General features: G+C 27.9%; 23 protein-coding genes. 22 read left to right on the top strand and 1 reads right to left on the bottom strand.

What is annotated here, in order from left to right; all coding sequences use genetic code 11:
* The first annotated feature begins 156 nt into the window (after positions 1 to 156).
* The 5 genes from IC173_RS00835 (at position 157) to IC173_RS00855 (ending at position 6,604) form a co-directional block, all read left to right on the top strand.
* A complete protein-coding gene (locus IC173_RS00835) occupies positions 157 to 1,482 on the top strand; it encodes a pyrimidine-nucleoside phosphorylase (RefSeq protein ID WP_227855028.1) in 1,326 nt (441 codons plus the stop codon).
* Positions 1,483 to 1,708: 226 nt separating this feature from the next.
* Complete coding sequence (gene mltG / locus IC173_RS00840; protein ID WP_227855029.1) at positions 1,709 to 2,788, top strand: endolytic transglycosylase MltG; 1,080 nt, start codon at positions 1,709 to 1,711, stop codon at positions 2,786 to 2,788.
* 171 nt (positions 2,789 to 2,959) lie between these two features.
* On the top strand, positions 2,960 to 3,634 hold the full coding sequence (locus IC173_RS00845; RefSeq protein WP_227434147.1) for an O-methyltransferase: 675 nt from the start codon (positions 2,960 to 2,962) through the stop codon (positions 3,632 to 3,634).
* Positions 3,621 to 4,868, top strand: coding sequence for a peptidase U32 family protein (locus IC173_RS00850; RefSeq protein WP_227855030.1), 1,248 nt, complete (start codon positions 3,621 to 3,623; stop codon positions 4,866 to 4,868). Before IC173_RS00845 ends, IC173_RS00850 begins: the two co-directional genes overlap by 14 nt.
* A gap of 71 nt (positions 4,869 to 4,939) precedes the next feature.
* Positions 4,940 to 6,604, top strand: a complete 1,665-nt coding sequence (locus IC173_RS00855; RefSeq protein ID WP_227434149.1) for a peptidoglycan D,D-transpeptidase FtsI family protein — start codon at positions 4,940 to 4,942, stop codon at positions 6,602 to 6,604.
* A 99-nt stretch (positions 6,605 to 6,703) separates the two neighbouring features.
* Here the strand turns inward: IC173_RS00855 and sigK are convergent, their stop codons facing one another.
* Positions 6,704 to 7,345, bottom strand: coding sequence for an RNA polymerase sporulation sigma factor SigK (gene sigK / locus IC173_RS00860; RefSeq protein ID WP_227434150.1), 642 nt, complete (start codon positions 7,343 to 7,345; stop codon positions 6,704 to 6,706).
* A gap of 258 nt (positions 7,346 to 7,603) precedes the next feature.
* Here sigK and aroE point away from each other — a divergent pair, with 258 nt between their 5' ends.
* The 17 genes from aroE to trmD all read left to right on the top strand — a co-directional run bounded on the left by aroE (position 7,604) and on the right by trmD (position 22,655).
* Positions 7,604 to 8,455 carry a shikimate dehydrogenase gene (gene aroE / locus IC173_RS00865; RefSeq protein ID WP_227434151.1) on the top strand — a complete coding sequence of 284 codons (852 nt, stop codon included), beginning with the start codon at positions 7,604 to 7,606 and terminating at the stop codon, positions 8,453 to 8,455.
* 57 nt (positions 8,456 to 8,512) lie between these two features.
* Positions 8,513 to 8,872 carry a hypothetical protein gene (locus IC173_RS00870; protein WP_227823637.1) on the top strand — a complete coding sequence of 120 codons (360 nt, stop codon included), beginning with the start codon at positions 8,513 to 8,515 and terminating at the stop codon, positions 8,870 to 8,872.
* Complete coding sequence (locus IC173_RS00875; protein ID WP_227855031.1) at positions 8,859 to 9,551, top strand: hypothetical protein; 693 nt, start codon at positions 8,859 to 8,861, stop codon at positions 9,549 to 9,551. The genes IC173_RS00870 and IC173_RS00875 overlap by 14 nt, the downstream gene beginning before the upstream one ends.
* 19 nt (positions 9,552 to 9,570) lie before the next feature.
* Positions 9,571 to 9,990 (top strand): hypothetical protein, encoded by a 420-nt coding sequence (locus IC173_RS00880; RefSeq protein WP_227434154.1) that lies wholly within the window; start codon positions 9,571 to 9,573, stop codon positions 9,988 to 9,990.
* Complete coding sequence (locus IC173_RS00885; RefSeq protein WP_227831228.1) at positions 9,980 to 10,510, top strand: hypothetical protein; 531 nt, start codon at positions 9,980 to 9,982, stop codon at positions 10,508 to 10,510. The genes IC173_RS00880 and IC173_RS00885 overlap by 11 nt, the downstream gene beginning before the upstream one ends.
* Positions 10,511 to 10,889: 379 nt before the next feature.
* Positions 10,890 to 11,447, top strand: coding sequence for an elongation factor P (gene efp, locus IC173_RS00890; protein ID WP_227434156.1), 558 nt, complete (start codon positions 10,890 to 10,892; stop codon positions 11,445 to 11,447).
* Positions 11,448 to 11,538: 91 nt separating this feature from the next.
* Positions 11,539 to 12,003, top strand: coding sequence for a CD1247 N-terminal domain-containing protein (locus tag IC173_RS00895; protein ID WP_227855032.1), 465 nt, complete (start codon positions 11,539 to 11,541; stop codon positions 12,001 to 12,003).
* A gap of 162 nt (positions 12,004 to 12,165) precedes the next feature.
* A complete protein-coding gene (gene rnc, locus IC173_RS00900) occupies positions 12,166 to 12,876 on the top strand; it encodes a ribonuclease III (protein WP_227434158.1) in 711 nt (236 codons plus the stop codon).
* Positions 12,877 to 12,929: 53 nt separating this feature from the next.
* Complete coding sequence (locus IC173_RS00905) at positions 12,930 to 14,000, top strand: radical SAM protein (protein WP_227855033.1); 1,071 nt, start codon at positions 12,930 to 12,932, stop codon at positions 13,998 to 14,000.
* A 27-nt stretch (positions 14,001 to 14,027) separates the two neighbouring features.
* Positions 14,028 to 17,582, top strand: coding sequence for a chromosome segregation protein SMC (smc, locus tag IC173_RS00910; protein WP_227855034.1), 3,555 nt, complete (start codon positions 14,028 to 14,030; stop codon positions 17,580 to 17,582).
* Positions 17,583 to 17,608: 26 nt separating this feature from the next.
* The gene (ftsY, locus tag IC173_RS00915; protein ID WP_227823642.1) at positions 17,609 to 18,901 is read left to right on the top strand and encodes a signal recognition particle-docking protein FtsY; all 1,293 of its coding nucleotides are present in this window, start codon (positions 17,609 to 17,611) and stop codon (positions 18,899 to 18,901) included.
* Positions 18,902 to 19,003: 102 nt separating this feature from the next.
* Complete coding sequence (ylxM, locus tag IC173_RS00920; RefSeq protein ID WP_227482226.1) at positions 19,004 to 19,372, top strand: YlxM family DNA-binding protein; 369 nt, start codon at positions 19,004 to 19,006, stop codon at positions 19,370 to 19,372.
* Complete coding sequence (ffh, locus tag IC173_RS00925) at positions 19,369 to 20,721, top strand: signal recognition particle protein (protein WP_227434163.1); 1,353 nt, start codon at positions 19,369 to 19,371, stop codon at positions 20,719 to 20,721. Before ylxM ends, ffh begins: the two co-directional genes overlap by 4 nt.
* Before the next feature lie 39 nt (positions 20,722 to 20,760).
* Complete coding sequence (rpsP, locus tag IC173_RS00930) at positions 20,761 to 21,033, top strand: 30S ribosomal protein S16 (RefSeq protein WP_003419338.1); 273 nt, start codon at positions 20,761 to 20,763, stop codon at positions 21,031 to 21,033.
* Positions 21,034 to 21,097: 64 nt separating this feature from the next.
* Entirely contained in the window at positions 21,098 to 21,325 is a 228-nt protein-coding gene (locus IC173_RS00935) for a KH domain-containing protein (RefSeq protein ID WP_227434164.1), read from the top strand.
* Positions 21,326 to 21,435: 110 nt separating this feature from the next.
* Positions 21,436 to 21,951: a ribosome maturation factor RimM gene (gene rimM / locus IC173_RS00940; RefSeq protein WP_227482227.1), complete on the top strand. Its 516-nt coding sequence runs from the start codon at positions 21,436 to 21,438 to the stop codon at positions 21,949 to 21,951.
* An 8-nt stretch (positions 21,952 to 21,959) separates the two neighbouring features.
* The gene (trmD, locus tag IC173_RS00945; protein ID WP_227855035.1) at positions 21,960 to 22,655 is read left to right on the top strand and encodes a tRNA (guanosine(37)-N1)-methyltransferase TrmD; all 696 of its coding nucleotides are present in this window, start codon (positions 21,960 to 21,962) and stop codon (positions 22,653 to 22,655) included.
* Positions 22,656 to 22,728: the final 73 nt, after the last annotated feature.

Consider the following 22,728-nt stretch of genomic DNA (forward strand, 5'->3'; position numbering starts at 1 on the left):
TTTATTATAAAATAGATAATGTACAATTTGAAAATAATTAATAAGGAGCTGTCTTGATATAGAAAAGTATTTCTAATAAGAGACAGTTTTTTATAATATATAAATATGTTTATAAATTTATTTACATTATTACAGGTTAGAATGGAGATTTCAAGTATGAGAATGTATGATATTATAAAAAAAAAGAGAGATAATTTAGAACTTAGCAAAGAAGAGATAAATTACTTTATAGAAAACTATTCTAAAGGAGATATACCTGACTATCAAGCTTCTGCACTATTAATGTCTATTTATTTAAATAAGATGAATAGACAAGAGACTGTATATCTTACAGAGGCAATGATGCACTCTGGTGATATGATAGAGCTTTCAGATATCGAGGGTATAAAAGTAGATAAACACAGTACAGGTGGTGTCGGAGATAAGACTACAATAGCTCTTATTCCTTTAGTTGCTTCATGTGGAGCACCAGTTGCAAAAATGTCTGGAAGAGGTCTTGGACATACTGGAGGAACTATTGATAAATTGGAAGCTATACCAGGTTTTTCTACAGAAATGGATATAAATAAATTTATTGATTCTGTAAACAAGCATAAAATAGCAGTTTGTGGTCAAAGTGCAAAGGTAGCAATTGCAGATAAAAAAATCTATGCTCTTAGGGATGTTACAGCAACTGTAGACAATATATCATTGATAGCATCTAGTGTAATGTCTAAAAAGCTAGCTTCCGGAGCTGATGCAATCGTATTAGATGTGAAAACTGGAAATGGGGCATTTATGAAGACTTTAGAGGAGTCTTTTGAATTGGCAAAAGCTATGGTTGATATAGGTGTTGGTATGAATAAAGATACCATAGGAATTGTGACAGATATGGATGAACCTCTAGGCTTTGCTGTTGGGAATTCTTTAGAGGTTATAGAAGCAATTGAAACCTTAAAAGGAAATGGACCAAAAGACCTTGTTGAATTATGTGAAGTTTTAGGAGCATATATGCTGGTTTTAGCAAAAGTTGCATGTAACTTTGATGATGGTATTGAAAAGATACAAGAATCAATAAAATCTGGTAGAGCTATAGATAAACTTAAAGAGTTCATAGAAAATCAAGGTGGAAATAAAGATATAGTTGATGATTATTCTCTATTTAAAGAATCAAAGTATAAGTATCCAATCAAATCAGATAAATCTGGGTATATAAGTAAGATTAAGGCAGAAGATATAGGCATATCAGCTATGATTCTTGGAGCTGGTAGAGAAACTAAAGATGATATTTTAGATTTATCAGCAGGAATAATTTTAGAAAAAAAAGTTGGAGATTATGTAAAAAAGGGTGAAGTTTTAGCATATATGCACTATGATGATGAGAAAAAACTTACATTAGCAAAGGATAGATTCGTCAATTCATATTCTATTGTAGATGAAGAAATAGAAAAAAATAAATTAGTATATGGTATTGTAACTAAAGATGAAATTAAAAAATTTTAGAAAATTTTAGAAAAAGTGATTATAAAAAGCCTAACATGTTAAAAATAGTGTTAGGTTTTTTATTTTTTTGAAAAGTTTGAGAAGTATTAAATATATAATAATAAAAATATATTTTAAAGTATTTTTTTATAATATAAATAAGTTTATTCGACAAGATGATTGAAAATTACAGTGCTTAGTTTTATAATAGAAAATGGACAAATATACATAAGGAGTAGATTATATTATGAATTTTAAAAAAAATAGATTGAAAATAGTAGCATTAATAGTTGTTATTTTAATTGTTGTGGTAGGTATATTTGTGTCTATGCAAATAGGTCCTTATGACAAAAATAACAAAGAAGATGTAATTATTGACATTCCAAGTGGAGCATCAGTTGGAAAAATATCTGACATACTATATGAAAATAAATTAATAAAAAATGAATTATTGTTTAAATTGATAGTAAAAATAAGTAATAAGGCACCATCTATAAAATCAGGAACATATTTACTTAATCAATCGTATTCAAATAATGATATAATAAGCCTTTTAGCTTCAGGAAAAATATATCATGATGGTGTAAAAGTAACTATTCCAGAAGGGTCTACATCTAAAGAAATTATATCAATATTAGTAAATAAAAACTTAGGAGATAAAACTACCTTTGAAAATCTAATAAAAAAACCTCAAGAGTTTTATGACAAGTTTACATTCTTAAAAGAAGATGGAATAACTTCTTTAGAGGGATTTTTGTATCCAGAAACATATTATTTTAATTCAAAGAAACAATCAGAGGAAGATATTTTAAATGAAATGTTAAACGTATTTGATAGTAAATATACAGACAAATTTAAAAAGAAACAAAAAGAATCAAAGATGACTCTTCAAGAAGTAATGGAGATGGCTTCAATAATTGAAAAAGAAGCTGTACTTGATAAAGATAGACCAATAATTGCAAGTGTATTTTACAATAGACTTAAAGTAGGTATGCCTCTTCAATCAGATGCAACAATACAATATATATTTGAAGAAAGAAAGAAAATTGTAACTTATAATGATTTAAAAATTGATTCACCATATAATAGTTACAAAAATAAAGGATTACCTCCTACACCAATATCAAATCCTGGTATAAAATCTATTGAGGCAGCACTTTATCCAGATAAAACAGATTACTTGTATTTTGTAGCAAAGATTGATGGAGGAAATAACTATAGTACAAACTATCAAGACCATTTAAAATATGTTAAAGAGTACAAGGAAGCGAGAGATAAACAAGGTAAAGATACAAAAACAACAAATAATGAAAATACCACAAAATAAACAATGATTATAAAAAGTCTAACAGGGTAAGAATAATGTTGGGCTTTTTTATTGAAAATTGTTATTCTTAGATTTATAATAAAGAAAGTGTAAATATACAGAGCAATATGAATTTAAAAAATAATAAATTAAGACAAAATTTTGATGTTTATTATTTTAGGGAGTGTTTTTATGAGTAATATAGTTAATGACTTGGTTGAAGATTATATAAGAGTAACATTAAAAGAAAAAGAAGGACTTTTAAAAGATTTGGAAATTTATGCTGAAGAAAATAGTGTTCCTATAATACACAAAGAAGTTTCAGACTTGTTAAAAGTTTTATTAAAGATTCAAAAGCCGAAAAGAGTTTTAGAAGTAGGATGTGCAATTGGTTATTCTTCTATTTTCTTTGCAACAATCATAGGAAAAGGTGCAGATATAATAACTGTTGAAAGAAGCGAAAAAATGATAGAAAAAGCAAAAGAAAATATAAAATTAGCTGGATTTGAAAATAACATAACTATACTAGAAGGAGATGCAGAAGAAAAATTGAGTCAAATCCAAGGTGAATTTGACCTTATATTTATAGATGCAGCAAAAGGTCAATACAAGCTATTTTTTGATTTAGTTATAGATAAGCTAAAAGATGGTGGACTATTAGTTTCTGATAATATTTTATATAAAGGAATGGTTGCACATGATGATTTTGTTGTAAGAAGAAAGAAAACCATAGTAAAAAGAATGAGAAATTATTTAGATTATATATGTAATTGTGATTATTTGAGTACATCATTGATACCAATCGGAGATGGTGTGGCATTAAGTTATAAAGAAAGTAAAAGAGGTGACGTAGATGGAATTAAATAAAGTTGAACTTTTAGCTCCAGCAGGTGATTTGGAGAGATTAAAAATAGCTATAACATATGGAGCAGACGCTGTCTATATAGGTGGAGAAATCTTTGGAATGAGGTCTGCTGCAAAAAACTTTAGTAAAGAAGATATGGCAGAAGGTGTAGCTTTTGCACATGAGAGAGGGAAGAAAGTCTTTGTAACAGTAAATATAATACCTCACAATGAAGATTTCCTACAATTAGAAGCTTATTTATTGGAGTTAGAAGAGATAGGAATAGATGCAGTTATAATAGCTGACCCAGGTGTTCTTAGTGTAATTAAAAAAGTAATTCCAAATATGGAAATACATTTAAGTACACAAGCAAATACAACTAATTATCTTAGTGCCAATTTTTGGTATGAACATGGAATAAAAAGAGTTGTAGTGGCAAGAGAATTATCATTTGATGAAATATCTGAAATAAGAGCTAAAACACCTTTAGATATGGATATAGAAGCTTTTATGCATGGAGCTATGTGTATCTCTTACTCAGGAAGATGTTTGATAAGTAATTATATGACTGGAAGAGATGCAAACAAAGGTTCTTGTGCTCAATCTTGCAGATGGCAATATCATTTAGTTGAAGAAAAAAGACCTGGTGAATATTTCCCTATATATGAGGATGAAAGAGGTACATTCTTTTTTAACTCAAAAGATTTGTGTATGATAGAATACATACCAGAATTAATTAAATCTGGTATAACAAGCTTAAAAATAGAAGGAAGAATGAAGACATCGTATTACGTAGCAACAGTTGTAAGAGCATATAGAAGGGCAATAGATGAATTTTATAAGGACCCTGAAAACTGGAAATTTAATCCTATGTGGATGGAAGAGTTGAAGAAAGGGAGCCATAGACATTTCACATCAGGTTTTTACTTGAATAAGCCAACAACAGAAGACCAAAATTATCAATCAGCATCATATGTTAGAAACTATGATTTTATAGGTATAGTTAGAGAGGCAGAGGATGAAAATGGGCTTATTGTAGTTGAACAGAGAAATAAAATGTGTGTTGGTGATGAAATAGAAGTTATGGGACCTTATAAAGAAACTATGTTTACTAAAATAGAAAAAATGTACAACGAAGAAGGAGAGCCTATAGAATCAGCTCCTCACCCTAGACAGATAGTTAAGTTAAAACTATCTGTAAAAGTTGAGAAAGATTATATGCTTAGAAAAGTTATAGAAGAAAAAGTTGAAGAGTAATAAAAATTTAATAAAAATAGTATTAGCCCCTTAGAAATTGTCAATAATGAAATTATCTAAGGGGTGATTTCATGTCAAAAAAAAAGACTCCATTTTTTAAAAAAGTGGGAAAGAGAAGCTGGTATATATTTACTATAATTTTAATAATTTATAGTGGTTTAATATATAGGCTAGTTGATATACAGGTATTAAAAGGTGATAAGTACAAAAAAAATGTTGAATCGCAGAGTGTTGAGAAAGTAGAGTTAAATAGTGGACGAGGCATAATTTATGATAGAAATAATAAGAAACTTACAGATACAAGTAAAGTTCAGATTTTAGTTGTTGAGAAAGAAAAATTAAATAACAACTATAAAATACTGGAACTTGTTAAGAAGGCTACGAAGATGGATGATTTGGAAATATATAAAATTATACAAGAACAATTGGCACATCCTATAATACAAATTCAGACCGAAAATATTGATAAGAGCATGAAAAAACAACTTGAGAAGAATGGTATAATGTTAGAAGAAAAGACTATGCGATATTCACAGGATGGTTTATTATCACATACAATAGGTTATATAAAAGATGATGATAAATCAGGTCAACTGGGGATAGAAAAAAGTATGGATAGTGTGCTTAGAAACTCAAATGAAAAATATATAAGTGCCTTTAAAGCAGGAGATGCGGGAAACGAAAAATCTCTAAATATTTTAAAGGGAAGTGTAAAAACAATTGATGAAAAAGATAAAGATAAACATTTAAAAACTACTATTGATTATGATATTCAAAAAAATTTAGAGCAAATACTAAATAAAGAAGAAAATCCAACAGCAGCAGTGATTTCAGACGTATCTACAGGTGAAATTCTTGCTATGTGTTCTAGACCTAATTTTGACCAAAATAACATAGCAAAGAGTTTAAAGAGTAAAAATGGAGAATTTGAGAATAGAGTCATAAAATCGACATATCCGCCAGGTTCTGTGTTTAAGATGGTAGTACTATTTTCTGCGCTTGAAAATGGAGTTGTAGATGAGAATTATACCTACAATTGCAAAGGTAAAACTAAAGTTGGAAATAGTAATGAAATATTGCGATGCAATAAACTAGATGGACATGGTCTTCAATCCTTACAGCAAACTTTTTCTAATTCATGTAATCCAGCATTTTTAGATATAGCAATGAAAGTTGGTAAAGAGAAGATATTAAAATCTGCTGAAAAATTACATTTATTTGAAAAGGTTGATATTGGTCTTGATGAAGAACGAATTAGAGAAGCTCCAAAAAATATATCAATACGTAATTTAGCTATAGGTCAAGAAAATATAGAATTTACACCACTCCAAATAAATCAAATGACCCAGATAATAGCTAATAATGGAACATTTGAACCATTATATTTATATAAAAGTCTTGTAAATAATGATATGGAGACAGTAAAAACCTATAAGTCTTCAAAAAAAGAAGAAATTATTTCTCCTTATGTATGCACACAAGTAAAAGAAATTATGAAATCTGTTTCTAAAGTTGGAACAGCTAAAGTCCTAAAGGATTTAGAAGGAGGATGTGGGGTAAAAACTGGTACAGCTCAAAGTAGTCTGAATAAAAAGCCAATAGATCATGGTTGGATAACTGGATTTTATCCAGAGAAAAGACCTAAGTATGTAATAACTGTGCTAGTAGAAGGAACTCAAAAGGAAAGTAAATCAGCAATACCTATATTTAAAGAAATATGTGAAAGTATAAAATAAAGTCATGTATTATAAAATTTAAGGATATATCGTAATTTTAATTTTTAGGCAAGTTGTTTTGTCTAATGTTATACGATATATCCTTCTAAAAATATAATATTAATTTTCTTGAACAAGCTCTTTTTCTAGTTTTTTAAGAGCTTTTTTTTCGATTCTGGACACATATGATCTAGAGATATCAAGTCTTTGTGCTATTTCTCTTTGAGTTTTATACCCATAAGGAGTTAACCCGTATCTTAACTGGACAATTTCTCTTTCTCTAGGAGTAAGTATTTTGTTAAGTTGTTCATATAGTTTTCCAACTTGAACTTTTAACTCAACTTCGTCAAGAACATAGTTGACATCTGTACCAAGTATATCCAAAAGACTTATTTCATTACCTTCTTTATCTGTTCCGATAGGGTCTTGTAGAGATACTTGTGATTTGTTTTTTTTGTTAGATCTGATATTCATTAAAATTTCATTTTCAATACATCTAGAAGCGTATGTTGCCAATCGAGTTCCTTTATCTATATTATAAGTTTCTATAGCTTTTATTAATCCTATTGTACCTATAGATATTAAATCATCTTGATCTTCTGTCGAATTGTTATATTTTTTTGCGATATAAGCTACTAATCTCATGTTTCTTTCAATCAATATATCTTTTGCACTTTTATCATTTTCTATTTTAAATTTAGTTAAATACTCAATCTCTTCTTCAGGGGTTAAGGGTTTTTCAAAAGATTTAAGCGCTGCCAATAAGTCACCCCCCTTTTTAACGGTCACTTTAAATTATATGAAGGAGACTTATCCAAGTTGACTGTTATTCAATAAAATAATATGTATACTGTTAGAATTTAAAACATATATTTACAAACTTTTGGCTGTAATATAACATTAAAAAGAAGAATTTAAGTTTAATTTTTTGTTGAATATATAAAAAATAAGACGGATAAATTATTAGTTTATTTGGTATAAATTGAATTTTAGATGTCAATAAATAAAAGGGAGAAAGATATGATTATAAATAGCGAAACAAAGCTTATATGTCTTTTAGGACATCCAGTGAAACAAAGTTTTTCACCAATCATGCATAATTACTTATTTGAAAAATACAAACAAAATAATGTTTATGTATGCTTTGATGTAGAGTCAAAAGACTTATGGAAAACAGTAGAGTCCATAAAAAGTATGGGTGTAGAGGGTTGTAATGTGACAATACCTCATAAGGTAAATATAATTAAATACTTGGATTATATTGATTACAAAGCAAAATTAGTTGGAGCAGTTAATACGATTAAGAATGAAGGAGGTAGATTAAAAGGATATAATACTGATGGAGTTGGATTTGTAAAAGCTGTAATTGAAAATGGGTTTGACCTAAAAGACAAAAAGGTCATGATATTAGGTTGTGGAGGTTCGTGTAGAAGTATTGCTATTGAACTTGCATTTAACAATGTAAAATCTATAGAAATAAGAAATAGAAGTATAGATAAAGCAAGGGAAATATCAAATATAATAAAATCCAGTTTTAAATTAGATGTAGTCTATAGCACTAAAGAAGTTGATAAAAATGATTTAAGCAAAATTGATATACTTATAAATACTACACCAATAGGTATGGGGAATAACTTATGTCCAATAGATGAATCATTGATTCCAAGCAAAAAAATACTAGTATGTGATATAGTATACAAGCCTCATGAAACAAGCCTTATAAAATGGGCGAGAAAATACAATTTAGATGTTATATTTGGAATTGATATGTTAATAAATCAAGGTCTAAGTGCATTTTGTATATGGACTGGAATAAAGTTAGATAGTAATGAAAATAGTTGTATAAAAGAGCTTTATGAAAAGAATTTATAACTAAATCCTTAAGATTTAATCTATAGAATAAAAATATTAATGAGAGGTTTTTTATTATTGAAAACGAAAAAGAGTGGTTTTATATCAATTGAATGTATAATGAGTATCGCCATATTATATGTAGCTGTGTATTTGGTATCTACATCTTTATATAACTGCTATAGTTTTATTAGTAAAAATGTATCCAATAGAGAAATGTTAAATATTGCAAAGAAATACTTGGAAGATGAGAAATATAAAATAAAAAATAATGAATATCAATTGACTGAGGATGAAATAAATAAAAACTACATAAAAGGTTATGAGATAAATAGCACAGTGAAACAAATTTTAAACTATTATCAATGTTATGAGATAAATATGGAAATTAAGAGTGATTTAAAACAATTAAGATTTAAGAGTTATGTTACGAAATAATAAAGGTTCTATATTAATAATAACATTGATAATATTTTCTATTATAAGCACTGTATGTATTATGTGTATAGGTTTAATTTATAGTAATGATAACTTATTTGAATTAGAATATAAAGATGCTAAGCTAAGGGAAGTTTCTTTAAGTGGTATAGAAATATCAATAAGTAATGTTCTTTGCTGTGTGGAAGAAGCTATTAATATATCTAATAATGAAGAAGAATTTAGAGACTATTTCTTAGGAAATAATATGATTGATTGTATAAAAAAAATAAAAGATATATCTTATAGTAATTTAGAAGAAGTTCATTTAAAAATAGAAAACAATACTATATATGACAAAGGAGATTTTTTTGAATTTGACATAACAAGTACAGCTAGAGAGAAAGACTTTTTAAAAGTAATAAAAGTGAGCGTGGAAATTAAAAATCCATGGGTAGGAGTTGATATTAAAGATTATACAGAGGCTGATTATAGTGATAAAGATTTTATTGAAACATCTGATGAGTCTAAATCGTTTGACCAAATAGAACTTTCAACTATATTTGAGACTGACAGTAAAGATTTTGATAATCAAAACACTAATGGAGAAGAAGAAATCGACCAAGAGATAATAGAAAATATAAAAAAGAACTTTGATGAAAAAAACTTAGTATATATATATAAGTATAGGGGTGTATAACTTTGAAAAAAGAAGGAATGTGACTGTAATAGAATTAGTAGTATCCATAAGTATAATACTATTGATAACTACAATATGTTTTCCAAAAGATAATCTTGAAAATCATAAAATAAATTTATTTGCACGTCAACTTTGTTCAGATATAAGGTATGTTAGACGAATTAATATGTTTAGCAACTACAATACATATATATACTATATAAAGCAAAAGGAACAAGAAGGATATGTATTGAGAAAAGATGGCAAAGATGTTAAATCCATAGTACTGCCTAGAAATGTAAGAATCGCAAGAAGTATTGAAACTATAAAATTTAAATCTGATGGCTCACCTCAAAGAGCAACTACAATAGAGATATATAATGGTAGATTAAATAAAACTATAACAATAACACCTGTAAGTGGAAGAGTACTTTTGAAAGAGGGAAAATATGAAACGTAAATGTGGATATTTACTTTTAGAAAGTGCAGTATCTTTAACTGTAATTGTAGTACTGGTGATAACTTTATATTCTATATTTACACTTACAATGAATTTAAAAGTTAAAATAGAAGATAAAATGGAGTTACAACAACAAAGTATTGAAATTACAAAATCTATAGAAGGAATCATTAGTAATTCTAAGGGGATAATAAATTTATCTTCTAATGATGAAGGTTTAAAAAAAATGACATCCATAAAATGTAGATATATAGATGAAAATACAACTTATAATGAAGAATATACAAGCAACAAAGAAATTATATTAAATGAGAGACGAAATAAGTTGTTTGTAAATTCTTTAAATGGTGAAAGTAGTCAAGCTGGTGGATATGAAATTGGTGATTATGTAGATGAAATGTATGTCTCAATGTCTAATAATGGAGAATATATTAATATAATATTGAAATTATCAAAACGTAATCAAAGATATGAAACTGAGTTTAAAGTAAAAGTATGGAATTTTATTAAAAATGTGTAATTTTAAGTAACAGTATTATTAATGAAGAAAAATGTTTTAAATTTTCATAAAAGTTATTCTGTAAAAATCTAAAAAATTATGTTTATCCATTGTTTTTAAATAAAAAGTAATGAGTAATAGTGGAAAGTATAGCTGTAGAGATAAATAATATCAATATATAAAATGTATAAAGTGTGATTATAGATGTAAATAATAAAAATATAGGATAAGTAATCTGCCAAATACTTGTTTATATTGTATAACTTATGATATTATGATATTAGTAAAAATTTGTAATCCTGACTTGACAGAATTCAAGTAAGAGATATAATTTTAAAGGCATAGTAATGTAAAATTTACTAAAAAATAAGAAATTTATTTTAATATGGAGGAACAAAAAATGGTATCAGCAGGTGATTTTAGAAAAGGTGTTACATTTGAAAAAGATGGACAACCATGTTTAGTAGTTGATTTTCAACACGTTAAGCCAGGTAAAGGAGCTGCTTTCGTTAGAACTAAATACAGAAATTTAAAAACAGGAGCTATAAGAGAAGAAAGTTTTAATCCAAGTGAAAAATTCCCTAAAGCTGTAATAGATACAAGACAAATGCAATATCTATACAATGATGGTGAGTTATATTATTTTATGGACCAAGAAAATTTTGAACAAATACCATTAAACTATGATCAAGTTGAAGATGCAATTAAATTCTTAAAAGAAAATGAAGTTGCTACAATAAGATTTTATCAAGGACAACCATTCCAAGTGGAAGCTCCGAACTTTGCAGAGCTAGAAGTTGTAGATACAGAGCCAGGAATAAAGGGTGATACAGCAAGTAATGTAACTAAAGCAGCTACAGTTGAAACTGGTGCAGTTGTTCAAGTTCCATTATTTATAAATACTGGAGATAAAGTAAAGATAGATACTAGAACAGGTGAATATTTATCAAGAGTATAAAAATTTATGTATATAAAAGCTTATATGTCTTAATAATATAAGATATATGAGCTTTTAGTTTATATATTAAAAAGAAAGCGAGGGGTGTTACATGAAACATTTATATGAAGAAGTTGCATACTTAAAAGGTTTAGCAGAAGGTTTAGAAATAAGCACTGAAAGTAAAGAAGGGAAAATGATACATAAAATAGTTGATGCATTAGAAGTATTTGCAGAAGCTATTGTAACATTGGATGAAGAACAGGAAGAACTTCAAGATTTTGTTGAATCTATAGACGAAGATTTAGCAGATTTAGAAGAAGATATTGCTGACATGGAAGATGACCTTTACGAAGAAGATGAAGAAAATGATGACGATGAGGACTTCAGCTATATAGAAATGGAATGCCCAAATTGTGGAGAATTAGTAGAAATAGACGAAGATTTATTATATGATGATGACGTAGATGTTGTTTGTCCTGATTGTAAGGCTGTAATATTATCATCAGAAGATGATTATGATGATGATGATGATTGTACATGTGGTGGTTGTTCGAATTGTGATGATAGAGAATAAAAATTCATAAGAAATAAAACTGCCTATGATGCCTATGAGATATTTTGTTTCATAGGTAGTTTTATTTTTATGAGGACAAGTATTTTAGATTTTGGTTTTGCAATAGTTGCACAAAAATAGTACACTAGAATTTATAGAATAGGATTTTGGAGGGATGTAATAATGAAGATAAGTAAAAAATTACTAGATAATATACAAAGATTTGAAGATGTTATAAATTATAAATTTAAAAATAAAGAATATATACTAGAAGCTCTTACACATAGTTCATATTCTAATGAAAATAAGAGATATAATTTTAATGAAAGATTAGAATTTTTAGGAGATTCAGTTTTAGGCATAGTGATAAGTGATTATTTATTTAATGAAGAATCTAATCTGCCCGAAGGGGAATTGACTAAGCTTAGAGCAAATATAGTTTGTGAGGATTCATTAAGTGAAGTTGCAAATGATATAAATTTAGGGGTTCATATGTTACTGGGTAGAGGTGAAGAAGCTACTGGAGGTAGACATAGAACTTCAATATTAGCAGATGCATTTGAGGCTGTAATAGCAGCAATATATCTTGATGGAGGATTTGAAAGTGCAAGACAATTTATATTACACCATATGGAAAATATAATTTACGATTCAAGAAAGGGAAATATATTTAGAGACTATAAAACACATCTTCAAGAAGTATTACAAGGAAATGGAGAAAATAATATTTGGTATAGGCTTATAGAAGAAAAAGGACCAGACCATAATAAAAGGTTTGTTATGGAAGTGGGAATTAATGAAGGTGTTTTGGGGATAGGAGAAGGTAAAAGTAAAAAAGAAGCAGAACAATTGGCTGCTAAAGTAGCTTTAAAGAAAAAATTATGGGAAAAATAAATATAATATGTAAAAATATAAAAAGAAATATTTAGATTAGAAGGATGTTGTAGATGAAAAAGAGAATTATACCTATATTTGTTCCTCACAAAGGTTGTCCTCATGATTGTATATTTTGTAATCAAAAAAAAATAACAGGTGTGAGTACTGATGTTACTAGTGAAGATGCAAGAAATATAATTGAAGAATGTCTAAAGACTATAGATAAGGATGCTGATGTAGAAATAGCATTTTTTGGTGGAAGTTTTACTGCTATAGATGTAGATATACAAAAAAGTTTATTAGCTGTTGCCAAAGAATATGTAGAAAAAGGTTTTATAAAAGATATTAGAATGTCCACAAGGCCAGATTGTATTAGTGAAGAAATATTGGAAATGTTAAAAGAATATAAGACAAGTATAATAGAGCTTGGAGTACAATCCTTAGATGAAAAAGTATTGTTAAATAGTATTAGAGGTCATCAGTCAGAAATTGTATATAAGAGTTCAAAGTTGATAAAAAATAGTGGAATTAAACTTGGTTTACAAATGATGGTTGGGCTTCCAGCTGATACAGAAGAAAAATGCATATTTACAGCCAAAAAATTTGTAGAGCTTAGACCAGATTGTGTAAGAATTTATCCAACTTTAGTGGTAAAAGAGACTGGTCTGGAAAAATTGATGGAGCAAAACGAATATAAGCCATTTACACTTGACGAGAGTATAAGAATAGTAAAAAAAGTACTTGTATTGTTTTATGTTAATGATATAAATGTAATAAGAGTCGGGCTTCAAGCTACTGATGATATACAAATGGGAAAAGCTGTCTTAGCGGGTCCATATCACCCTGCTTTTAGAGAATTAGTAGAAGCTGAGATGATAAAAGATTATTTAGAATTTCTTATTTTACAAAATAAAAATATAAATAACGTGTTGGTGAAGTCTAATAAAAAGAATATTTCTAAAATAATAGGAAATAAAAAAACAAATATTAAATATATGAAAGAAAATTTTGGTGTGATTTTAAAAACACAAGAATCAGATTTAGATATAAATCAATTAGAAATTGTGTTAGATGGGAAAAGTTTAATTATTGCTAATATGAGAGACATCCATAGAAAATTGTATGACATTTATAACCTTTAGTTTTAACAATGAAGGGAGAGAAACGATTTGTATTTAAAGAGACTAGAGTTAAAGGGATTTAAATCCTTTCCAGTAAAGACAGATATTATTTTTAAAGAAGGAATAACAGCGATAGTAGGACCAAATGGAAGTGGAAAAAGTAACATATCTGATGCCGTAAGATGGGTATTAGGAGAACAAAGTATCAAAAGTCTTAGAGGAGACAAACTTGAAGATGTAATATTTGCAGGTACAGATACAAAAAAACCCATGAATTACTGTGAAGTAGCTCTTACTATTGACAATTCTGAGAATCAATTAGAATTAGACTTTACAGAAGTGACTATAAGAAGAAGAGCCTATAGAAATGGAGAAAGTGAATTTTTTCTAAATAATAAGAGTTGCAGATTAAAGGATATAAAAGAAGTCTTTTTAGATACTGGTATTGGAAAAGATGGTTATTCAATCATAGAGCAAGGAAAAGTAGATGAAATATTGAGTAATAATCCTTTAAGTAGAAGAAAAGTTTTTGATGAAGCTTGTGGTATATCAAAATATAGATATAAAAAACAGGAAGCAGAAAGAAATTTAAGTAATACAAAAGAAAATTTAGAAAGAATAGATGATATATATATAGAAATTGAAAATCAATTAAAACCTCTTTTTAATCAACAAACAAAAGCAAAAAAGTATTTAGAAATAAGTGAAAAATTAAAAATATTAGAAGTCAATAATTTTATAAGAGAAATTGAAGGAATAGAAAAAGAACTGAGTGAAGTTGATGAGCATAGTAAAGTTCTTGAAAAAGAACTTAAAGAAAAAGAAGAACAAAAAAATGTTGTAGAGAAAAAACAAGAAGATGTTGATAAGGAGATAGAGGTACTACAAGATGTAATTGAAAAATCTGTAGATTATATAAATTCAATTAAAGGTGTTATATCAAAAAAAGAGTCACAGATAAATTTAATTAAAGAAAGAATAAAAAACTTTACAAATGAAATTCATAGAAAAAATTCTGAAATAAACAATATAAAAGAAAAGCTAAATGAAAATAAGGTATACATAAAAGAATTAGAAAGTAATAAGTCTTCAAATAGCGAAGAGTTATCGATATTACAAGAGAATATAAAAAAGTTAGAATCTAGTAAAGAAAATCAAAGGATGAAGTTGGAATCTTTAAATAATGATATAGAATTATTTAAAGAAAATATAATAGATATATTAAATAAGAAGCAAGAATTTAGTAATAAGTTATCTGCTTTAAATGCAAATAAAGAAAATATGAATATCAGAGATGAAAACATAAACTCAGAAATAGCAGAGTTAAACCAAAATGTCCAAACAAAATCTTCTGAATTAGATAGTATAAATAAAGACTTTAATATGAAAAAAGAAACTTTAAACAATGTGAATAACAGAAATAAAAAATTAACTGCTGATTTACAATATTCTATTAATGAACTCAATAAGATAGAAGATGAAATACAGAAAAGTAAATACAATCTAAATGGATATAACTCAAAGTTAAATGTTTATATAGATATGGAAAACCATTATGAGGGATTTAATAGAGGTGTAAAAGAAGTATTAAAAAATAAGGATTTAAGAGGTATTCATGGAGCGCTAGGACAGATTATAAATGTTCCTGAAAAATATGAGAAATCTGTAGAAGCAGCACTTGGTGCTTATATGCAAAATATAATAACTGATGATGAGTTTAGTGCTAAATCTGCAATAAACTATTTAAAGAAGAATAATTTAGGAAGAGTAACATTTCTGCCATTAAATATAATTAAATCAAATAAAATAAGTTTGGGAAATTTAAAAGCAAATACTAAATTTATAGGAATAGCAAGTGATTTAATTACGTTTGATGAAAAATATAGAAATATAATTGAAAATATACTTGGAAGAACGATATTTATAAATAATATAGATGAAGGGATAAAATTTGCAAAAGAAACTGGTCATAGATTTAAAATAGTAACTTTAGATGGTGAAATCTTAAATCCAGGAGGTTCTTTAACAGGAGGTAGTTTAAAAACTAACGGAAATATATTATCAAGAAAAAGATTTATTAACGAATATACAGAAAAAATAAATGATGTTAAGGTTGAGATTTCAGGTCTAGAAATTACAAAAGAATCTCTAAATAAAAATATAAAAAATATAAAAAGTGAAATTGACTTAGTTGAAAATGAAGTAAAAGATTTAGAAAAAAGCATTATAATAAAGAGTACAAGTATAGAAAATATCGAATCTGAGATTGAATCTTTAAAATCTAGTATTACTAGATTAGATAATGAGAAAAGTGATTTGGGTTCTAACTTGAATTATACTCTCGAAAAAAGTGATATTGTTAAAAAAGAGATGGAAGAATTAGAAAATACATACAATCAAAATAAAGAAAAAATTGATATATTAAGTGATGAAATAAAAAAATATAATGATTTGTATGATAAAGAAAAATCTGAATTTGATGAATTAAACCTAACTTTAGTAAAGAAAACAGAAGCTTATAATAGTATAATTAGAGATATAAAAAGAATATCTGGTGAAAATTGTGAGTTAGAAGAAAAAACCAAACAATTAGATGAATCATTAAATTATGAAGAACAAGAAATAGTTAAGTTACAAGACTCTATATCTATTGAAGAAAAAGAAAAAGAAAACTTAATTAAGCAATTAGGGGACAGCAATAGAAATCTTGAAACTAGAAAAATAGCTAAAGATGACTTGAAAAATAACTTTGATGAAATTGGTAAAGAGTTAAAAATTATAGATAGACAACATATAGAACTTAAAGAAAGTTTATTTAAGGTTGGTGGAAGATTAGAAAGATTAAAAACTAGTCAAGACACATATATAAATAAGTTATTTGAACAATATGAAATGACTTTAGTACAAGCATTGGAAATCAAAGATGAAAATCTAGAGATAGATAGAAAATTCTTAGAAAATTTAAAGAGAGAAATAAGAAGTCTTGGGAATATAAATATAGATTCTATCAAAGAATATGAAGAAATAAAAGAAAGATATGATTTTTATAGTGAACAAAAACAAGATTTAGAAGAATCTATGGAGGAAATAGAAAAACTTATACATACATTAGAAGAAAATATGAAATCTGAATTTGAGGTTAAATTTGAAGAAATAAGTAAAAACTTTAAGTATGTGTACAAAAGACTATTTGGTGGTGGATGTGGAGAATTAACTATTTTAGATAAAGAAAATTTATTAGAAAGTGATATACTAATAACAGCTCAACCACCTGGTAAAAAAATGAAAAATTTAAATCTACTGTCTGGTGGAGAAAAAGCTCTAACTGCAATAAGCATATTATTTGCAATATTAATTACAAAACCAACACCATTTTGCATATTAGATGAAATTGAGGCTCCACTTGATGATGCAAATATATTCAGATTTGGAGAATTTTTAAAAGATTTATCTAAAGAGACACAATTTATATCAGTAACTCATAGGAGAGGAACTATGGAAGCTGCTGATTATATATATGGGGTTACAATGCAAGAAAAAGCTATTTCAAAAGTTATTAGTTTAAAACTAAAAGAAGCTCAAGAGATAACTGATATTATATAACTTAGATTGACATAGGAGGAAGAATAGTGTTAAAAAAATTATTTGGTTTTGGCAAAGACAAGGATAAGGAATTAGAAAAAAAAGATGTTGGCTCAGAAGAAGAAATAGAAACTGGTGCTGACAACTTAGAAAATGTAGAAGAAACAATTTTTTCAGGGTTTGAGGAGGAAGTTGTAGATAAAGTAGAAGATATTCCAGAAAAAACTGAAGAAGAAGTTGTTGATGAAAGTGCTGAAGAAGATAGAGAGATAGAAGATAAGATAGATACTAATGAACAAGATGTAGAAGAGATAATAAATAATGATTCTCTAGATAGTGAAATAGAAGCATTAAACAATGATAATAATGATGAAGAAACTGAACATGAAGATTATGAAAATAAAGAAGAGAAATATGAAGAAAAGAAAGTTAATTTGTTTGAAAGATTAAAACAAGGATTAACAAAGGCAAAACAAGGAATAACTGATAGAATAGATGAGGTTTTAAAATCATATACAAAAATAGATGAAGAATTGCTTGAGGATTTAGAGGAAATTTTAATAACAGCAGATGTTGGTGTAAATACAACTATGGACATAATTGAGAAACTAAGAGATAAGATAAAGCAAAAGGGAATTACTGAACCAATAAAGGTAAGAGAAGAACTTAAATCTATAGTTGAAGATATCCTTACAAATGAAAACTCTACATTAGACATAGAACCAGCTCCATGTATAATTTTAATGGTGGGTGTAAATGGAGTGGGTAAAACTACTACGATAGGAAAATTGGCAAATAGATATAAAAAAGATGGGAAAAAAGTTTTATTAGCAGCAGCAGATACATTTAGAGCAGCAGCAACAGAGCAATTAGAAATCTGGGCAAATAGAACTAATGTAGACATAATAAAGCATCAAGAAGGAGCAGATCCAGGAGCAGTAGTGTTTGATGCCATAAAGGCAGCAAAAGCTAGAAAGACAGATTTATTAATATGTGATACAGCTGGAAGATTACACAACAAAGCTAATCTTATGAATGAACTTGGAAAAGTATTTAAAATAGTAGATAGAGAATTTCCAGAAGCAAAGCGTGAGGTACTTCTTGTAGTAGATGCCACAACAGGTCAAAATGCAGTTGTTCAAGCTAAAACATTTAAAGAAGTTGCAGATATAACAGGTATAGTACTTACAAAACTTGATGGAACAGCAAAAGGTGGAGTAGTGCTTGCAGTAAAGTCAGAAGTAGATGTACCTGTAAAACTTATTGGAGTTGGAGAAAGAGTAGAAGACTTACAGGATTTTGATGCAAAATCATTTTCAGATGCATTATTTGGTAACTAGTATTCTTTTAAAAATAATGGTTGACAAGAGTGTTTATATGATATAAAATACAATAGTGTAAAGTAAATAACCTTTACAGTATACTGCTAGGAAGTGTAAGATATGAATATAGAAAAAATGGTCGAAATTGGATTGTTATTTGAACAGTATAAAGAATTACTAACTGATAAGCAAAAAGAGATAGTAGCTCTATACTATGAAGAGGATTACTCTTTAGGTGAAATCAGTGAGAATTTAAGTGTATCAAGACAAGGTGTATATGATACATTGAAACGTTCAGAAAAGATACTAAGAGATTATGAAGAAAAGCTACATTTAGTATCTAAGCTTCAAGAACAGGAAAAAAATATTAAATTTATAAGAAATAAAATTATTGACATTAAAGAAGATTTATTGCACAATAGAGATTGTGCTAATTTAATCCCTAAGCTAGAAAATATAGAAGATGTATGTAGGGAGATGATAAAATGATATTTGAAGGATTGTCGGATAAACTACAAGGGGCATTCAGTAAGTTAAAGTCAAAAGGAAAACTTACAGAAGCAGATGTAAAAAATGCTATGAGAGAAGTTAAACTTGCTCTTCTTGAAGCAGATGTTAACTTTAAAGTAGTTAAAGATTTTATAAAAAAAGTTCAAGAGAGATGTGTTGGACAAGAGGTTATGCAAAGTTTGACACCAGCTCAACATGTAATAAAAATTGTAAATGAAGAACTTACAAGTTTAATGGGGGATGTACAAAGTAAAGTAATGATTTCCTCAAAACCTCCTACAATCTTAATGATGGTTGGATTGCAAGGTGCAGGTAAAACTACGACAGCAGGAAAACTTGGAGGATATTTTAAAAAGCAAGGCAAGAAGCCTCTATTGGTGGCTTGTGATATTTATAGACCAGCAGCTATAAAGCAACTTCAAGTTGTTGGTGAAAAATTGGATATACCTGTATTCAATATGGGAGATAAAGAAAGTCCAGTAAATATTGCCAAGGCAGGTTTAAGTCATGCAATTAAAAATGCTAACGATTTGGTTATTATAGATACTGCTGGTAGACTTCATATAGATGAAGTGCTTATGGATGAGTTAAAGTCAATTAAGTCAGAAGTTAAGCCACATGAAATACTTTTAGTTGTAGACTCTATGACAGGGCAAGATGCAGTAAATGTTGCAGAAAGCTTCAATGAAGCACTTGGTGTTGATGGAGTAGTATTAACTAAATTAGATGGAGACACTAGAGGTGGAGCTGCACTTTCAATAAGAGCAGTAACACAAAAACCTATAAAGTTTATGGGTATGGGAGAGAAACTAGATGATATAGAACCTTTCCACCCAGACAGAATGGCATCAAGGATATTAGGTATGGGAGATGTATTAAGCCTAATAGAAAAAGCACAAGAAAGTATGGACTTAGAAAAAGCTAAGGAATTAGAACAAAAAATCAAAAAACAAGAACTAGATTTTGAAGATTTTTTACAACAAATGGAACAAATACAAAATATGGGACCTCTAGACAAGATACTTGGTATGATGCCTGGTATGGGAAATATAAAAGACCAACTTGGAGATGTAGACTTGAATGGTAAAGAAATGAATAGAACTAAAGCCATAATTCAGTCAATGACTACATATGAGAGACGTAACCCAGGAATATTAAATGCTTCTAGGAAAAAAAGAATAGCTAGAGGTAGTGGAACTACTGTTCAAGATGTAAATAGACTTATAAAACAACTTAATGAAATGAAAAAAATGATGAAGATGTTTGCTGGTTCACAAAAAAGTATGAAGAAAAGGGGCGGCTTAGGCGGTTTACCTTTTTTTAAATAAAATATAAAAAATAGTAAAAATTATTCGGAGGTGACTGTAATGGCAGTTAAAATAAGATTAAAAAGAATGGGAGCTAATAAAAAACCTTTCTACAGAATAGTAGTAGCTGATTCAAGAGCTCCAAGAGATGGAAAATTCATAGAAGAAATAGGATACTATAATCCAATTTCTGAACCTAAACAAGTAAGAATAAATGATGAAAAAGCTATAAAATGGTTAGCTACTGGTGCTCAACCAACAGAAGTAGTTAAAAAATTACTTGTAAAAAATGGAGTAATAGAAAAATTCGAAGCTTCTAAACAAGCAAAATAATTTTCTCTTAGCAATTAGTATAAGTAAATACTTATTGTTGAGGTTACTTTAGGAGATGAAATATATGAAAGAGCTAGTTGTAGATATAGCTAAGGCTCTAGTTGATAATCCTGACTCAGTTGTTGTTGAGGAATTTAAAGACAATGACGGTATCGTCTTAAAGCTTACAGTTGCTCAAGATGACATGGGTAAGGTTATTGGGAAGCAGGGAAGAATAGCTAAAGCTATAAGAACTGTCGTAAGATCTGTTGCAAATAGAGAAAACATAAAAGTTTCTCTTGAGATAGTGTAAAGAGGAGGATTAGGTATAGTGCCTAGTCCTTTTTGTATAACTGTGTACAGTTTTGAGAATTTATGATGATATGGTAACATAAGATTAAATTTTTTTGAGAAGGTGATAATATGAAAGAAAAATTAACTCATTTTAAGGTAGGGCAAATAGTAAACACACAAGGTCTAAAAGGTGAGGTAAGAGTTTATCCACTTACTGATGATATAGATAGATTTGATGAATTGAAAGATTTTTATTTAGGAAAAGATTTAAACAACAAGTGGACTGTAGAAAATGTAAGATATAAAGGTTCTATGGTTATAATGAAGATAAAAGATATAGACACTATAGAAAAAGCAGAAAAGCTAAAAAATAAATTTATGTATGTGTCTAGAGAAGAGAGTAGAGACCTTGAAGAAGGCGAGTTTTTTATAGCAGACATGATTGGTTTGGAAGTTTTAACTATAGAAGGAAAGTATGTAGGAGTCTTGGAGGATGTACTTCAATATTCTGCAAATGATGTCTATGTAATAAAAGGTGAAGAAGATAAAGAATTTATGATACCAGCTATAAAAAAATTTGTACCTACTATAGATATGGATGAAAGAAAAATGATTATAGACCCTATTAAGGGTATGATAGATTAGGTGGTAATATGAGATTTCACATAATGACGCTTTTTCCAGAAATATTTAATTCATACATGAATGAAAGTATAATGAAAAGAGCAGTTGAAAAAGGCATAATTGATGTGCATATATATAATATAAGAGATTTTTCTAATAATAAACATAAAAAAGTAGATGATTATCCATTTGGAGGAGGAGCTGGTATGGTGATGACTCCTCAACCTATATATGACACATATAAGCATATAATAAAAACTCATAATATAAACAATCCAAGAGTAATTTATTTAACTCCCAAAGGTAAAGTATACAATCAATCTATAGTCAAAGAGATGTCTATCCAAGAGGATATAATACTTTTATGTGGTCACTATGAAGGAATAGATGAGAGAATTATTGATTTAATAGTAACTGATGAAATTTCAATTGGAGATTATGTACTAACTGGAGGAGAACTGCCTGCACTTATAATGATAGATTCTATATCAAGGTTAATTCCAGGAGTATTAAATCAGGACGAGTCATTTGAAGAGGAGTCATTTAAAGATAATCTATTGGAGTATCCTCATTACACAAGACCTAGAGAGTTTGAAGAGTTAAAAGTACCAGAAGTGCTTTTATCAGGAAATCATAAAAAGATAGATGAGTGGAGACGAGAAAAATCTATAAGAATAACTAAGGAAAGACGATTAGACTTATATAAAAAATCTCAAGAAAAATAAAAACATATACAATAAAATTTAATATACATGTATACAATAAGGTGGGTATAAATGGAATTAAAAATATAAAAAT

The sequence above is a fragment of the Clostridioides sp. ES-S-0048-02 genome, from assembly GCF_020658495.1.
Taxonomy (GTDB): domain Bacteria; phylum Bacillota; class Clostridia; order Peptostreptococcales; family Peptostreptococcaceae; genus Clostridioides.

Excerpts from the sequence above, each read along its gene's own strand:
- IC173_RS00835 (WP_227855028.1), top strand. The coding sequence starts at position 157 with ATGAGAATGTATGATATTATAAAAAAAAAGAGAGATAATTTAGAACTT.
- mltG (WP_227855029.1), top strand. The coding sequence starts at position 1,709 with ATGAATTTTAAAAAAAATAGATTGAAAATAGTAGCATTAATAGTTGTT.
- IC173_RS00845 (WP_227434147.1), top strand. The coding sequence starts at position 2,960 with ATGAGTAATATAGTTAATGACTTGGTTGAAGATTATATAAGAGTAACA.
- IC173_RS00850 (WP_227855030.1), top strand. The coding sequence starts at position 3,621 with ATGGAATTAAATAAAGTTGAACTTTTAGCTCCAGCAGGTGATTTGGAG.
- IC173_RS00855 (WP_227434149.1), top strand. The coding sequence starts at position 4,940 with ATGTCAAAAAAAAAGACTCCATTTTTTAAAAAAGTGGGAAAGAGAAGC.
- aroE (WP_227434151.1), top strand. The coding sequence starts at position 7,604 with ATGATTATAAATAGCGAAACAAAGCTTATATGTCTTTTAGGACATCCA.
- IC173_RS00875 (WP_227855031.1), top strand. The coding sequence starts at position 8,859 with ATGTTACGAAATAATAAAGGTTCTATATTAATAATAACATTGATAATA.
- IC173_RS00885 (WP_227831228.1), top strand. The coding sequence starts at position 9,980 with ATGAAACGTAAATGTGGATATTTACTTTTAGAAAGTGCAGTATCTTTA.
- efp (WP_227434156.1), top strand. The coding sequence starts at position 10,890 with ATGGTATCAGCAGGTGATTTTAGAAAAGGTGTTACATTTGAAAAAGAT.
- IC173_RS00895 (WP_227855032.1), top strand. The coding sequence starts at position 11,539 with ATGAAACATTTATATGAAGAAGTTGCATACTTAAAAGGTTTAGCAGAA.
- rnc (WP_227434158.1), top strand. The coding sequence starts at position 12,166 with ATGAAGATAAGTAAAAAATTACTAGATAATATACAAAGATTTGAAGAT.
- IC173_RS00905 (WP_227855033.1), top strand. The coding sequence starts at position 12,930 with ATGAAAAAGAGAATTATACCTATATTTGTTCCTCACAAAGGTTGTCCT.
- ylxM (WP_227482226.1), top strand. The coding sequence starts at position 19,004 with ATGAATATAGAAAAAATGGTCGAAATTGGATTGTTATTTGAACAGTAT.
- ffh (WP_227434163.1), top strand. The coding sequence starts at position 19,369 with ATGATATTTGAAGGATTGTCGGATAAACTACAAGGGGCATTCAGTAAG.
- rpsP (WP_003419338.1), top strand. The coding sequence starts at position 20,761 with ATGGCAGTTAAAATAAGATTAAAAAGAATGGGAGCTAATAAAAAACCT.
- IC173_RS00935 (WP_227434164.1), top strand. The coding sequence starts at position 21,098 with ATGAAAGAGCTAGTTGTAGATATAGCTAAGGCTCTAGTTGATAATCCT.
- rimM (WP_227482227.1), top strand. The coding sequence starts at position 21,436 with ATGAAAGAAAAATTAACTCATTTTAAGGTAGGGCAAATAGTAAACACA.
- trmD (WP_227855035.1), top strand. The coding sequence starts at position 21,960 with ATGAGATTTCACATAATGACGCTTTTTCCAGAAATATTTAATTCATAC.